11 protein-coding genes are annotated in these 14,017 nt (G+C 68.3%); 8 read left to right on the forward strand and 3 right to left on the reverse strand.

All coding sequences use genetic code 11. The annotated features are described in order from the left end of the window. The first annotated feature begins 102 nt into the window (after positions 1–102). A complete protein-coding gene (locus tag AC3IFE_RS12005; RefSeq protein ID WP_489190670.1) occupies positions 103–987 on the forward strand; it encodes a MurR/RpiR family transcriptional regulator in 885 nt (294 codons plus the stop codon). A 57-nt stretch (positions 988–1,044) separates the two neighbouring features. Here the strand turns inward: AC3IFE_RS12005 and AC3IFE_RS12010 are convergent, their stop codons facing one another. Continuing rightward, positions 1,045–2,565 (reverse strand): CoA-acylating methylmalonate-semialdehyde dehydrogenase, encoded by a 1,521-nt coding sequence (locus AC3IFE_RS12010; RefSeq protein ID WP_489190671.1) that lies wholly within the window; start codon positions 2,563–2,565, stop codon positions 1,045–1,047. A gap of 109 nt (positions 2,566–2,674) precedes the next feature. Here AC3IFE_RS12010 and AC3IFE_RS12015 point away from each other — a divergent pair, with 109 nt between their 5' ends. The 7 genes from AC3IFE_RS12015 (at position 2,675) to AC3IFE_RS12045 (ending at position 9,971) form a co-directional block, all read left to right on the forward strand. Then, positions 2,675–3,610: a LysR family transcriptional regulator gene (locus tag AC3IFE_RS12015; protein ID WP_489190672.1), complete on the forward strand. Its 936-nt coding sequence runs from the start codon at positions 2,675–2,677 to the stop codon at positions 3,608–3,610. Positions 3,611–3,727: 117 nt separating this feature from the next. Then, a complete protein-coding gene (locus AC3IFE_RS12020) occupies positions 3,728–3,955 on the forward strand; it encodes a sulfurtransferase TusA family protein (protein WP_006402122.1) in 228 nt (75 codons plus the stop codon). Between the two features lie 202 nt (positions 3,956–4,157). Next, a complete protein-coding gene (locus AC3IFE_RS12025) occupies positions 4,158–4,592 on the forward strand; it encodes a peptidase (RefSeq protein ID WP_489190673.1) in 435 nt (144 codons plus the stop codon). 266 nt (positions 4,593–4,858) lie between these two features. Continuing rightward, a complete protein-coding gene (locus AC3IFE_RS12030) occupies positions 4,859–5,563 on the forward strand; it encodes a response regulator transcription factor (RefSeq protein ID WP_006490421.1) in 705 nt (234 codons plus the stop codon). Continuing rightward, on the forward strand, positions 5,560–6,921 hold the full coding sequence (locus AC3IFE_RS12035; RefSeq protein ID WP_489190674.1) for a FecR family protein: 1,362 nt from the start codon (positions 5,560–5,562) through the stop codon (positions 6,919–6,921). The genes AC3IFE_RS12030 and AC3IFE_RS12035 overlap by 4 nt, the downstream gene beginning before the upstream one ends. Before the next feature lie 10 nt (positions 6,922–6,931). Continuing rightward, entirely contained in the window at positions 6,932–9,319 is a 2,388-nt protein-coding gene (locus tag AC3IFE_RS12040; RefSeq protein WP_089467252.1) for a CHASE2 domain-containing protein, read from the forward strand. A gap of 37 nt (positions 9,320–9,356) precedes the next feature. Continuing rightward, positions 9,357–9,971: a DUF4136 domain-containing protein gene (locus AC3IFE_RS12045; RefSeq protein WP_489190675.1), complete on the forward strand. Its 615-nt coding sequence runs from the start codon at positions 9,357–9,359 to the stop codon at positions 9,969–9,971. Between the two features lie 52 nt (positions 9,972–10,023). Here AC3IFE_RS12045 and galU read toward each other — a convergent pair whose 3' ends face one another. Beyond that, a complete protein-coding gene (galU, locus tag AC3IFE_RS12050; RefSeq protein WP_089467254.1) occupies positions 10,024–10,908 on the reverse strand; it encodes a UTP--glucose-1-phosphate uridylyltransferase GalU in 885 nt (294 codons plus the stop codon). A gap of 87 nt (positions 10,909–10,995) precedes the next feature. Next, complete coding sequence (locus tag AC3IFE_RS12055) at positions 10,996–13,863, reverse strand: valine--tRNA ligase (RefSeq protein ID WP_489190676.1); 2,868 nt, start codon at positions 13,861–13,863, stop codon at positions 10,996–10,998. Between the last annotated feature and the right edge of the window lie 154 nt (positions 13,864–14,017).

The following is a 14,017-nucleotide window of genomic DNA, read 5'->3' on the forward strand; positions in this document are numbered from 1 at the left end:
AAACGTGATTAAATTCGCCCTTCATGCATGTATCCAGTCGAGCCCCGCGCCGCGCCGGCCAGCCACGCGCGCGCATCGGGGCCGTCAACTTCGCGCTATCCGATGAGTTCATCCGAGAAACCTCCCGCCACCGTCGAGCAGTTCCTGCAGCACCTGACGCAGGAGTACGACGGCCTCAGCAATCGCCTGAAGGTGATCGCGCGCCACGTGGAAACGCATCGGGACCAGCTTGGGCTGGAGGGCATCCAGTCGCTCGCCGAGGCCTGCGGCGTCCAGCCGTCGGCCGTCGTGCGCTTCGCGAAGCACTTCGGCTTCTCCGGTTTCTCGGAGATGCAGCGGCTGTTCCGCGAAGGGCTCGCGCAGCAGATCGCGCCGGGGCGCGCCTACAACCTGCGTGTGCGCGACGTGATCGAATCGGGTTCGTCGAGCCTGCAACCGGAACAGATCGCCGACGAATTCATCAAGGGCAGCATTGCCGGGATGCAGCAGTTGCGGCAGACGCTCGATTCGCAGGCGCTCGCGCAGGCCGTCGACCTGCTTGCCGAGACGCAGGCGATCTGGATCGCCGGGTCGCGGCGCGCGTTTCCGATCGCCGTGTATCTCGACTATGCGCTGCAGCACACCGACAAGCGCATCGGGCTGTTCAGCGCGCTCGGCAGCATGCATCTCGGCCAGATCCGGTCGGTGCGCGAGGGCGACGTGATGATCGTGATCTCCTTCATGCCGTACGCGGACGAGACCGTGCAGGTCGCGCAGCAGGCCGCGCAGCGCGGCGCGCGGCTGATCGCGATCACCGACAGCCGGATGAGCCCGCTCGCGCGGGAGGCGGAAGTGACGCTGATGGTGCAGGACAGCGCGACGTTCGGCTTCCGCGCGCTGACGGCCACGATGGGCCTCGCGCAGAGCCTGTTCGTCGCGCTCGCGTACCGGCTCGAGCTGTCGTATCTGCCGACCGCCGACGGTGCGCACGGCACGAAGGCCGGTTGATCCCCGCTGCCGGTGCGCTGGCCGCCGAACGGATCGGCGCAGCGCGCACCGGTTGGCTTACTTCGCGGTCGGCATCGCGAATTCGGCGCCCTTGCCGATGCTCGACGACCAGCGCTGCATCACCGACTTCTGACGCGTATAGAAGCGCACGCCTTCTTCGCCGTACGCGTGCATGTCGCCGAACAGGCTCTTCTTCCAGCCGCCGAAGCCGTGCCACGCCATCGGCACCGGGATCGGCACGTTGATGCCGACCATCCCGACCTGGATGCGCCGCGCGAATTCGCGCGCGATGCCGCCGTCGCTCGTGAAGCACGACACGCCGTTGCCGAATTCGTGCGCGTTGATCAGGTCGACCGCTTCGCCGAAGTCCTTCACGCGCACGCAGCCGAGCACCGGCCCGAAGATTTCTTCCTTGTAGATCCGCATGTCGGGGCGCACGTGATCGAACAGCGTGCCGCCGGTGAAGAAGCCGGCCTCGCGGCCCGGCACGCGCAGCCCGCGCCCGTCCACCACCAGTTGCGCGCCTTCGTTCACGCCTTGCTCGATATAGCCTTCGATGCGCTTGAGCGCTTCGCCGGTGACGATCGGGCCCATCTCGACTTCCGGCGACATCCCGTCGCCGACCACCAGCTTGCGCGCACGCTCGGCCACGGCCGGCACGATCTGGTCGGCCACGTCGCCGACCAGCACCGCGATGCTGATCGCCATGCAGCGCTCGCCGGCCGAGCCGTACGCGGCGCCGATCAGCGCGTCGACCGCTTGCTCGATGTTCGCGTCGGGCATCACGACGAGGTGGTTCTTCGCGCCGCCGAGCGCCTGCACGCGCTTGCCCGACTGCACCGCGCGCTGCTGCACGTAGGCCGCGATCGGCGTCGAGCCGACGAAGCTGACGGCCTGCACGTCCGGGTGGTCGAGCAGCGCATCGACCGCGCCCTTGTCGCCCTGCACGACGTTGAACACGCCGGCCGGCAGCCCTGCCTGCGCGAGCAGGTCGGCGATGAACAGCGCGGCCGACGGGTCGCGCTCGCTCGGCTTCAGCACGAACGTGTTGCCCGTCGCGATCGCGACCGGGAACATCCAGCACGGCACCATGCAGGGGAAATTGAACGGCGTGATGCCCGCGACGACGCCGAGCGGCTGGCGCATCGTCCAGTTGTCGATGCCGGTGCTGACCTGGTCGGTGAAGTCGCCCTTCAGCAGTTGCGGCACGCCGCATGCGAATTCGACGATGTCGATGCCGCGCGCGACTTCGCCCTGCGCGTCGGAGAACACCTTGCCGTGCTCGGCCGTGATGATTGCCGCGAGCGTGTCGCGGTGCTCGTTCATCAGTTGCAGGAAGCGGTGCAGCACGCGCGCGCGGCGGATCGGCGGCGTGTCGGCCCAGGCCGGGAACGCCGCGTGGGCGGACGCGACGGCCCGCTCGACTTCGTCGCTGCCGGCGAGCGCGACGCGGCGCACCGCGCGGCCGAGCGACGGATTGAGGACATCCTGGAAGCGGCCGCTGCGGCCGGCGACGGGCGCGCCGTCGATGTAGTGGCCGACGTCGGCGTCGGACGTATAGGCGGGAACCGTGGTCATGCGTGTCTCCTGGGATGGGGGGTGAACCGGGCCTAGTCTAGGCAAAGCGGCGGGGCGGGAGAAGGCCGCGCAGCTTGATTCACTGTTCAGAATTCTGAATAATTACTGGATGAATCAGCAAAATGTCCAGGCGCTCTGGCCGCATATCCATTCGCTGACGGTGCTGGCCGCGGCCGGCAGTTTCACGGCTGCCGCGCAGCGGCTCGGCATCAGCAAGGCCGCGATGAGCCAGCGCATCGCCGATCTCGAAAAGGCGGCCGGCGTGCCGCTCGTGCGCCGCACCACGCGCAGCGTACGGCTCACCGACGCGGGCCAGACGCTCGTCGACAGCACGCGCGACGCGTTCGAGTCGATCGGCCAGCATTTCGCGCGGGTGAAGGATCTCGCCGGCGAGCCGCGCGGGCTGCTGCGTGTCACGGTGCCGGTCGCGCTCGGGCGCCAGCAGGTCGTGCCGCACCTGCCCGAGTTCCTGCGCCAGCATCCGGGTGTCCAGATCGAGCTCGACCTGTCGGACCGCCTGCATTCGCTGACGCAGGAGGGCTTCGACCTCGCGATCCGCCATACGACCACCGCGCCGCAGACCCACGTCGCGTGGAAGCTGTGCGACACGCGTTCGCTGCTGGTCGCGAGCCGCGACTATCTCGACGCGCGCGGCGCGCCGCGCCACCCCGGCGAGCTCGTCGATCACAGCTGCCTGTGCTACCTGCGCGACAACGAGCCGGCCGCGTGGAGCTTCGAGCCGGACGGCCGCCGGCGCGAGCGCGTGAGTGTGCCGGTGCGCGGCAGTTTCGCGGCGAACAACAGCGAGGCGATGCGCGAGGCCGCGCTCGGCGGCCTCGGTATCGCGCTGCTGCCCGATTTCAGCGCGCGGCGCGATCTCGACGCCGGCCGGCTCGTCGCGTTGCTCGACGGCTGGCGTCCGTCGGGCGCGTTCGGCGACCACATTTTCGCGATCCGCCCGTACAGCCCGGTCGTGCCGAGTGCGGTGCGCGCGCTCGTGCGGCACCTGCGCGAGCGGCTCACGGGCGGCTTCTCCGGCGCGTGACCCGGGTGCCCGCGGGCGCCCGGCCGTCGGCGGCCCGGGCAGGCGCGGCGGCGCTGCGGTAAAATCGCTGCTTCCTCCCGCGCCACGTGTGGCGCGTCATTCGAAGGTCGACAACCGATGCAGATTCACAAGGAAGTGGACGCGCGCGGGCTCAATTGCCCGTTGCCGATCCTGCGTGCCAAGAAAGCGCTTGCCGATATGGAAAGCGGGCAGATCCTCAAGGTGCTCGCGACCGATCCGGGCTCGCAGCGCGATTTCGCCGCGTTCGCGAAGCAGACGGGCAACGAGATCGTCGAATCGACGACCCAGGACAAGACCTTCGTGTTCCTGATGCGCCGCCGCTGAAGGCACGCATCACATGTCCCGCCGCGCCAGGCGCCCCTGGCCGGCCACACTTTTCTGACAATTCTTAAACCTCGTTGCGTGACCGGCTGCGTATACTGACCCGGCCGGTCGTCCGCTCCCAGCGGAGGCGCCGGCCACGGTACGTCGCACGGCGGGCTCGGGGGCCATGCCTGACGCTACCGTCGTACAACGGGGAGAGGACATGTCCTTCAGACCAGGGACCCTTCGAAGTCCGTCCGGAGCGGCAAGCATTGCGCCCGTGCGCACCTCGGAATTGAGCCGGATCGAGCTCGATCCGCAGCGGGACCGCCACGCGCGTGCCGCGCTGGAGGCCTATGCGGATTCGGCCGCGGCCGAGATGCCGTGGCTGGCCGAATGGCTGGACGAACGGCTGCGCGACGCCGCGCGGGACGACGGCTCGGGCCTGACCTACTGCGGTGCGACGATCGAACGCGTGTTCGATCTGGCGCAGGCATGGGCGGCGGGCCAGCCCGACTACGCGGCCGGCGCGTGGGAGCGCGTGCGCGACCAACTGCAGCGGATGCTGGCGCAACCGCCGCTGCCGCGGCGGCCGTCGCCACGCATGCCGACGGATGATTTCGCCGAGCCGGTGGCCGGCATCGCGGGCGCCGAATAGGCGTCCGATTGCGCAAGAGAAAGGATTATTCGAAGAAAGGGCGATAGTCCGCGCAATTTCTTGGCGAATTTCATACTACTATGATGAAATCGCCGGTTCGTCCGTGCCCCGTTTTTGAGATATTTAGCCGGGTCGCCGGCTTGCGCAGGTTAGCGCGAGCGGCGAACGATGGCTCGCCGGCCGGTATCCGGCCGCCGCGCGCAGGTTGCGCGGCCGAGGCAGGCGGGCAGCCGAATGGACGAATCGACTTCGATTTGCGGGGTGCTATGAGAATTGCTGTACTGGATGACGATCCGGCCCAGACGGATTTCGTCAGTCAAACGCTGACGGCCGTGGGCCATACGTGCTACGCGTTCAAGGAAGGCAAGGCCCTGAAGAAGCGCCTGCAGCGCGAGACGTTCGACCTGCTGGTGCTCGACTGGAACGTGCCCGACATGTCCGGCGAGGAAGTGCTCAAGTGGGTGCGGGCGAACCAGACCGAGCACAGCCTGCCGATCATCTTCATGACGAGCCGCGACGACGAGGCCGGGATCACGCAGATCCTCAACGCCGGCGCCGACGATTACGTGGTCAAGCCCGTGTCGGGCCCGATCCTGCGCGCACGTATCGGTTCGCTGCTGCGCCGCGCGTATCCGGTCAATGCCGAGGCCACCGTCCGCGAATTCGATCAGTTCCGTTTCGACGTGAACCTGAAGCAGGCGTACGTCGGCGACAAGGCCGTGAGCCTCACGCAAAAGGAATTCGAGCTCGCGCTGCTGCTGTTCCAGCATCTCGACCGCCCGCTGTCGCGCGCGCACATTCTCGACCTCGTGTGGAAGCAGGCGACCGACATTCCGTCGCGCACGATGGATACGCACATCTCGATGCTGCGCACCAAGCTCGGCCTGCGGCCCGAAAACGGCTACCGTCTCGCGCCGATCTACGGATACGGCTACCGGCTCGAACGGGTCGGCCAGGGGGAACCGGAGTGACCGCGCGCATCACGCGGCGCACGGCGGGCTTGTGCACGGCGGCGTTGCGCGCGGCCTGTGCGGTCGCGTTCGCGTTCGCCGCGCAGCAGGCCGCGGCGCAGCCGCCCGCCGCCGCGGGCAAGACGGTCGTGTATCGCACGCAGGCGGGCGACACGCTGTACGACGTCGCCGTGCGCTACCTGCAGGGCGCGGACGACTGGCAACTGCTCCAGCAGATCAACGGCGTGCCGGCGCCGAAGCACCTGCAGCCCGGCATCGCGCTGAAGCTGCCGGTCGCGCGGCTGCGCAAGGAAAAGCTCACCGCGCGCGTGGTCGCGGTGCAGGGCACGGCGGAGCGCGCGTCCGGCGCCGCGTTCGCGCCGCTCGCGAACGATGCGACGCTCGCCGAAGGCGACCGCGTGCGCACGGGCCCGAACGGCTTCGTGACGATCGAGCTGGCCGACGGCACGCACATGAGCCTGCCGCCCGACAGCCAGCTCGACCTGAAGTCGTTGCGCCGCACGGTGCTGACCGGCACGCTCGATCGCGAATTCGAACTCACGCGCGGTTCGGTCGAAAGCGAAGTCACCCACCTGAAGAAACGCGACGACCGCTTTCAGATCCGCTCGCCGTCGGTCGTCGCCGGCGTGCGCGGCACGCGCTTTCGCGTGAACTACGACGCGGCCGGCACGGCGGCGACGCGCGTCGAAGTGCTCGACGGCACCGTCGGCGTCGCGGGCGGCCGGCAGCCGGCCGGCGCGACGCTCGTGCATGCGAACTTCGGCAGCGTCGCGACGTCGTCGGGCGCGGTCGGCGCGCCGGTCGAGCTGCTGGGCGCCCCCGCGCTCGCGCATCCGGACAAGGTGCAGGACGAGCCCGACGTCGCATTCGACGTCGCGCCGCTCGCGCAGGCGCATGGGTATCGCGTGCAACTCGCGCACGACGCGGGGCTGCTCGACCTGTTCCGCGAAACGCGTACCGATTCGCCGCGCGCGGTGTTCCGCGACGTGCCGAACGGCAACTACTTCGTGCGGATCGCCGCGATCGATGCGAACGGCCTCGAGGGGCTGCCGCGCACCTATGCGTTCGAGCGCCGCGTGATGGGGCTCGACGCGAGCGCGTCGCAGGGCGCGGGCGGTTACGAGTTCCGCTGGGCGCCGAACGGGGCGGGCCAGAACGCGCGTTACCGGTTCGTGCTGTCGCGTTCGAAGGACCTGAGCGCGCCGGTCGTCGACCAGGTCGGCCTGCACGCGCGCCAGATCACCGTCGCGCACCTGCCGCCGGGCGACTATTTCTGGGCCGTGACCGTCGAGGAATTCGAAGGCGGCAAGTTCTACGAGAAGACCAGTCCGGTCAACGCGTTCACGTTGTCGCGCTGACCCGCGGCGCATGAAACCCGATTCCGTTTCCACACGGCGGCACCTCGGCCGCCGCTTCCTGATCGAATGGATCGCGATCGGCTGCCTCGGGGTCGCGGTGATCCTCGCGTGCGCGCTCGGCCGTCTGTCGTCGAGCGTCGACGGGTTGATCTACGACCGGCTGCTGATGCTGCGCAGCCTGCCGTTGTCGCCCGACGTGGTCGTCGTCGACATCGACAACCAGAGCGTATCCGCGCTCGGCCGCTGGCCGTGGCCGCGCGACGTGCACGCACGGCTGCTCGACACGCTCGCGCGCGCGCAGCCGGCCGCCGTCGTCTACGACGTGCTGTTTACCGAACCGTCGCCGGAGGATCGCGCGTTCGCGGACGCGATGAGTCGCGTGCCGACCTTCCTGCCGGTGCTGCTGAGCCCCGAGCAGGCGGACGGCACGCGATCCGTCGATCCGCCGGTCGCGGCGCTCGCGGCGCAGGCGACGGGGCTCGGCCATATCAATCTCGAAGTCGATCGCGACGGCATCGTGCGCAGCGTCGCGCTGTTCGAAAGCGACGGCCGCGTGCGCTGGCCGCAATTGATGGTGCCCGTCTATCGCGCGATCCAGGCCGGCCGGCTGCACCCGGTCGGCGGCGTGCCCGGCGCGAACGCGCACGACTTGTCGCGCGATGCGGCGGGCGAGGGCCGCTATCTGATCCCGTTCAGCCGCAACACGCCCGCGTATCCGACGCTGTCGTTCGACGACGTGCTCGAAGGGCGCGTGAAGCCCGACGCACTGCGCGGCAAGGTCGTCGTCGTCGGCGTGACGGCGTCCGGGCTGTACGATCGCTTCGCGACGCCGGTGTCCGGCGAGTTCGGCCCGCTCGCCGGCGTGTACATCCATGCGAACGTGCTCGACATGCTGGCGACCGGCAGCGCGATCTCGCCCGCGTCGCCGCTGGGGCTGTTCGTCGCGTCGCTGCTGCCGCTCGCCGTGTTGCTGGGCGGTTTCCTGATGTTGTCGCCGTGGCGCGCGCTGCTGCTGACGCTGAGCCTCGCCGCGCTCTCCGTCGTCGGGAGCCTGGCGCTGCTGTTCGAGGCGCGCATCTGGCTGACGCCGGCGCCCGCGATCTTCGGGCTGATCGCCGTCTATCCGATCTGGAACTGGCGGCGGCTGGAAATGACGATGTCGTACCTGCGCCGCGAGCTGCAGAAGCTCGCCGACGAGCCGCACCTGCTGCCCGAGGCGCCGCGCACGCGCAGCGTCGGCGGCGACGTGCTGGAGCGCCAGATGGCGCTGATGGCGCAGGCCGCGCAGCGCGTGCAGGACATGAAGCGCTTCGTGTGGGACAGCCTCGACAGCATGCCCGAGCCGATCTTCGTGACCGACCTCGACGGCACCGTGCTGATCGCGAACCACGCGGCGAAACGCTACGGCTCGCGGCTCGCGCTGCCGCTGCCGGAAGGGCGGCCGCTGCGCACCGCGCTCGGCGAATTGACGTTCATGAAGACCGTCGACGGCAACGCCGAGCACGACGTGACGATCCGCGAGCACTGGCCGGCCGCGCTCGACCCGACGCTCGGGGCCGAGCACGACGCGATGGCGCGCGGCATCGAGGTGCGCGATCGCGACGGGCTCGACCACCTGCTACGCTACGCGGCGTGCACGAACGCGCAGGGCCGCGTGACCGGCTGGATCGCCGGCCTCGTCGACGTGACCGAACTGCACGCGGCCGAGCGGCAGCGCGAGGAAGCGCTGCACCTGCTGTCGCACGACATGCGTTCGCCGCAGTCGTCGATTCTCGCGCTGGTCGAGATCGAGCGCGACCGCGTCGAGAGCGACGCGATGCGCGGGCTGCTCGCGCGGATCGAGCGCTATGCGCACCGCGCGCTGTCGCTCGCCGACGAGTTCGTGCAACTGGCGCGCGCCGAGTCGCAGGCGTACCAGCTCGAGGCGACGAGCCTCGTCGACGTGCTGATCGATGCGAGCGACGAGGTGTGGCCGCAGGCGCAGGCGAAGCACATCCGCGTCGAGACCGACGTGGGCGGCGACATGTGCTGGGTGCGCGCGGACCGCTCGCTGATCACGCGCGCCTTCGTGAACCTGCTGAACAACGCGGTCAAATACAGTCCGTCCGACACGGTGATCACGTGTACGCTGACGGTCGAGCACGCATCGAAGCGGATGTTCTGTACGATTCGCGATCAGGGGTACGGCATTGCGCCGGAAGATCAGCGGCATCTGTTCGAGCGTTTCAAGCGATTCCATGCCGGCGAGCGGCCCGACATCCCGGGTTCCGGGCTCGGCATGGCGTTCGTGAAGACGGTCGTCACGCGCCATGGGGGCAGCGTGTCGGTCGACAGCGAAGTGGGTGTCGGCACCGCGGTGACGGTGTCGCTGCCCGCGATCGACGAGCCGTCCGCCTGACAGGGCCGGGCACGACGGCAGGTATTTGGGGAAAGCCATGAGAAAGCAATGGGCGGCGACCGCGCTGGCGGCGTCGCTGTTGACGGGTTGCGCCGGCGTGACGAGCGGCGTGAGTGCGGTCGGGCAGCCGAATGCATTTGCATCGGGGGCGCACGGCTACGATTTCGTGCGGACGGCCGCGCAGGCGGGCGACGCCGAGTACCGGCGGATCGAGACGCTCGTGCGCGACGAACTCGCGCGCCGCGGCTTCGATGCGCAGCCGCTCAAGGACGCGCGCTATCGCTTGTCGATCGCATATGCGACGCAGCCGGCGGCGGTCGCGGCGAGCGCCGAGCAGTGCGGCGCGGCGAGCAGCGCATGCGTGACGGTCGACGGGCCCGCGCCGCTCGCGCTGCCGTTCATGGGCCGCGTGTACCGCCACGTGCTGACGCTGCGCTTCGTCGATGCGAAATCGGGCGCCGACGTCTATCGCGTGTCCGCGTCGCTGCGCGATCGCGATCCGGGCACGCAGCAGGCCGCGCCGGCGCTCGTGAAGAGCGCGCTGGCGAAGGTGCCGTTCGGCTACGGCAGCGGCTGGCTCGTCAAGACGAAAAAAGACGACGCGGTCGGCATGCCGGGCGTCGTCTCGGTGAAGCCGGCCGACGCGCGCTGAAGCGGTGGCCGCGAAGTGAGGGCGGGCCCGCCGGGGCGAGCCCTTGCCGCGTTCAGACGGTGGTTTGTCCGCCGTCGCGCGTGCGCAGGTACGTTTCGAACTCCGCACCGACTTCCGGGTGGCGCAGCGCGAATTCGACCGTCGCCTTCAGGTAGCCGAGCTTGCTGCCGCAGTCGTAGCGCGTGCCCTGATACTTGTAGGCCAGCACCTGTTCGTCGGCGAGCAGCGCCTGGATCGCGTCGGTGAGCTGCAGTTCGCCGCCCGCGCCCGGCTTCAGCGCGCGCAGATGCTCGAAGATCCGCGGCTTCAGGATGTAGCGGCCGACCACGCCGAGGTTCGACGGCGCGACTTCCGGCGCCGGCTTCTCGACGATCGCCGACATCTTGACGATCGACTCTTCCCATTCCTTGCCGTCGACGATCCCGTACGACTTCGTCTCCGACGGCGGGATTTCTTCGACGCCGATCACCGAGCTGTGATAGTGGTCGAACACGTCGACCATCTGCTTCATCACCGGCGGGTTGCCGTCGAGCAGGTCGTCCGCGAGGATCACCGCGAACGGGTTGTCGGCGACCAGCTTTTCCGCGCACAGCACCGCGTGGCCGAGGCCGAGCGCTTCCGGCTGGCGCACGTAGAAGCAGTCGACATGGCTCGGCTTGATGCTGCGCACGAGTTCGAGCAGCTTTTCCTTGCCGCGTGCCTCGAGTTCGGCCTCGACCTCGTACGACTTGTCGAAGTGGTCCTCGATCGCGCGCTTGCTGCGCCCGGTCACGAAGATCATTTCGGTGATGCCCGCGGCGATCGCTTCCTCGACCGCGTACTGGATCAGCGGCTTGTCGACGACGGGCAGCATTTCCTTCGGGCTCGCCTTCGTTGCCGGCAGGAACCGCGTGCCGAGGCCGGCCACGGGGAATACCGCCTTGGTGACTTTCAACATGATCGAACCTTTATTCCTGTAATCGACTTGTCAGACGGACTATGTTCACGTTCCGATTATAGTGAACGCAAACGACCTTACCGTTTGTTACGCAGGCAACCGATCGAGCTGCGCGCGCAGTTTGTCGAGCGTGCCCTGGAATTCCGCGACGCGTTTCTGCTCCTGCTCGACCACGGCCGGCGGCGCTTTCGCGACGAATGCCTCGTTGCCGAGCTTCGCGTTGCACTTCGCGATCTCGCCCGTCAGGCGCGCGATTTCCTTCGACAGGCGCTCGCGTTCGGCCGCCACGTCGATTTCCACCTTCAGCACCAGCTTGTTCGGGCCGACGATCGCGATCGGCGCGCCGTGTGCCTCCTTGTCCAGCGCCGCCTCGTCCGCGAGGATCTGTACTTCCGACAGGCGCGCGAGCGCCTGGACGTACGGCGCGAACGAGCGCAGGCGCTCGGCGTCGCCGGCCGCCAGCAGCGGCACCTTGGTGGCCGGCGACAGGTTCATCTCGCCGCGCAGGTTGCGGCACGCGTCGACGATCGCCTTCAGGTCGGCCGCCCACTGTTCGGACGCCTCGTCGAGCTTCTGCAGGTTCGCGACCGGATACGCCTGCGTCATCAGCGACGCTTCGCCCTCGGCCTTGCCCTGCGGATAGCGGCCGGCGAGCGGCGCGACCTTCTGCCAGAGCGCTTCGGTGATGAACGGGATGACCGGGTGCGCGAGGCGCAGCACCGTTTCCAGCACGCGCAGCAGCGTGCGGCGCGTCGCGCGCTGCTGTTCCGGCGTGCCGTTCTGGATCTGCACCTTCGCGAGTTCGAGATACCAGTCGCAGTACTCGTCCCACACGAACTTGTAGATGCTGCTCGCGATGTTGTCGAAGCGGTAATCGGCGAAACCCTTCGCGATGTCGGCTTCGGTGCGCTGCAAGAGCGACACGATCCAGCGGTCGGCCGCCGAGAAATCGAGGTAGCCGCCGGGGCCGCAGTCGCCCGCGCCGCACACTTCCGGCTTGTCGGCGCCGCAGTCATGGCCTTCGCAGTTCATCAGCACGAAGCGCGTCGCGTTCCACAGCTTGTTGCAGAAGTTGCGATAGCCTTCGCAGCGCGCGAGGTCGAAGTTCACGTTGCGGCCGAGCGTCGCCATCGACGCCATCGTGAAGCGCAGCGCGTCGGTGCCGAACGCGGGGATGCCGTCCGGGAATTCCTTGCGCGTCTTCTTCTCGATCGTCGCGGCCTGCTTCGGGTTCATCAGGCCCGTCGTGCGCTTCGCTACCAGCGCCTCGAGGTCGATGCCGTCGACGATGTCGATCGGGTCGAGCGTGTTGCCCTTGCTCTTCGACATCTTCTGGCCTTCCGCGTCGCGCACGAGGCCGTGCATGTAGACGGTCTGGAACGGCACCTTGCCGGTGAAGTGCGTGGTCATCATCACCATCCGGGCGACCCAGAAGAAGATGATGTCGAAGCCGGTGACGAGCACCGACGACGGCAGGAAGTGCTTCAGTTCGGGCGTTTCGTTCGGCCAGCCGAGCGACGAGAAAGGCACGAGCGCCGACGAGAACCACGTGTCGAGCACGTCTTCGTCGCGCTTGAGCGCCCCCGTGTAACCCTTGGCCGCGGCCTGCGCGCGCGCGCCTTCCTCGTTGCGCGCGACGAACACCTCGCCGTTCTCGCCGTACCACGCGGGAATCTGGTGGCCCCACCACAGCTGGCGCGAGATGCACCAGTCCTGGATGTTCTCGAGCCACTGGTAGTAGGTGGTCGTCCAGTTTTCCGGGACGAACTTGATCTGGCCGTCGCGCACGACGTCGAGCGATACCTCGGTGATCGACTTGCCCGGATGGAACGTGCCTTCCGGCGCCGGCTTCGTCATTGCGACGAACCACTGGTCGGTCAGCAGCGGCTCGATCACGACGCCCGTGCGGTCGCCGCGCGGCACCATCAGCTTGTGCGGTTTCACCGAGTCGAGGAAGCCTTGCGCGTCGAGGTCGGCGACGATCGCCTTGCGCGCGTCGAAGCGGTCGAGGCCGCGATACTGCTCGGGGCCGTTGTCGTTGATCTTCGCGTCGAGCGTCAGGATCTCGATCGGCGCGAGCTTGTGGCGCAGGCCGACCTGGTAGTCGTTGAAGTCGTGCGCGGGCGTGACCTTCACGACGCCCGTGCCGAACTCGCGGTCGACGTAGTCGTCGGCGATCACCGGAATCTCGCGGCCCGTCAGCGGCAGCGTCACCCGCTTGCCGATCAGGTGCGCGTAGCGTTCGTCTTCCGGATGGACCATCAGCGCGACGTCGCCGAGCATCGTTTCGGGACGCGTGGTGGCGACCGTCAGCGAGCCCGAGCCGTCGACGAGCGGGTAGCGGATGTGCCACAGATGGCCGTTTTCCTCTTCGCTGACGACTTCCAGGTCCGACACGGCGGTAAGCAGCACCGGATCCCAGTTGACCAGACGCTTGCCGCGGTAGATCAGGCCCTGTTCATACAGCGTGACGAACACGTCGCGCACGGCGGCCGACATCTTGTCGTCCATCGTGAAGTATTCGCGCGACCAGTCGGTCGATGCGCCGAGGCGGCGCACCTGGTCCGTGATCGTCGAACCGGATTTCTGCTTCCATTCCCACACGCGCTCGACGAACTTCTCGCGGCCGAGGTCGTGGCGCGACACGCCCTGCGCGTCGAGCTGGCGCTCGACGACGATCTGGGTCGCGATCCCCGCGTGGTCGGTGCCGGGCACCCACAGCGTGTTCTCGCCGAGCATCCGGTGATAGCGGGCGAGGCCGTCCATGATCGTCTGGTTGAACGCGTGGCCCATGTGCAGCGTGCCCGTCACGTTCGGGGGCGGCAACTGGATCGCGAAATCGGGGCGGGCCGGATCGAATGCCGGGGCGGCATAGCCGCGTTTTTCCCACTCCGGCCCCCATTGGGACTCGATGGTATGGGGCTCGAAGCTCTTCGCAAGCGTGTTGTCGCTCATGTTGGAAATCTGCCGAAAAATGCGTGAATTGGATGCCGAATCCGACAATTATAAATGGATGCCCATCGGCCAGCCATCGCCTTGCCGGTGCGGGCCTGTCGGCGCGCGGCCGCAACGTGCCCGCCACGCGCGGGCGACGGGTGGCTGAACGGAT

Source organism: Burkholderia sp. APQ4-4ca (genome assembly GCF_057837105.1).

Excerpts from the sequence above, each read along its gene's own strand:
- AC3IFE_RS12020 (WP_006402122.1), top strand. The coding sequence starts at position 3,728 with ATGCAGATTCACAAGGAAGTGGACGCGCGCGGGCTCAATTGCCCGTTG.
- AC3IFE_RS12005 (WP_489190670.1), top strand. The coding sequence starts at position 103 with ATGAGTTCATCCGAGAAACCTCCCGCCACCGTCGAGCAGTTCCTGCAG.
- AC3IFE_RS12055 (WP_489190676.1), bottom strand. The coding sequence starts at position 13,863 with ATGAGCGACAACACGCTTGCGAAGAGCTTCGAGCCCCATACCATCGAG.
- AC3IFE_RS12030 (WP_006490421.1), top strand. The coding sequence starts at position 4,859 with ATGAGAATTGCTGTACTGGATGACGATCCGGCCCAGACGGATTTCGTC.
- AC3IFE_RS12025 (WP_489190673.1), top strand. The coding sequence starts at position 4,158 with ATGTCCTTCAGACCAGGGACCCTTCGAAGTCCGTCCGGAGCGGCAAGC.
- AC3IFE_RS12010 (WP_489190671.1), bottom strand. The coding sequence starts at position 2,565 with ATGACCACGGTTCCCGCCTATACGTCCGACGCCGACGTCGGCCACTAC.
- galU (WP_089467254.1), bottom strand. The coding sequence starts at position 10,908 with ATGTTGAAAGTCACCAAGGCGGTATTCCCCGTGGCCGGCCTCGGCACG.
- AC3IFE_RS12045 (WP_489190675.1), top strand. The coding sequence starts at position 9,357 with ATGAGAAAGCAATGGGCGGCGACCGCGCTGGCGGCGTCGCTGTTGACG.
- AC3IFE_RS12040 (WP_089467252.1), top strand. The coding sequence starts at position 6,932 with ATGAAACCCGATTCCGTTTCCACACGGCGGCACCTCGGCCGCCGCTTC.
- AC3IFE_RS12015 (WP_489190672.1), top strand. The coding sequence starts at position 2,675 with ATGAATCAGCAAAATGTCCAGGCGCTCTGGCCGCATATCCATTCGCTG.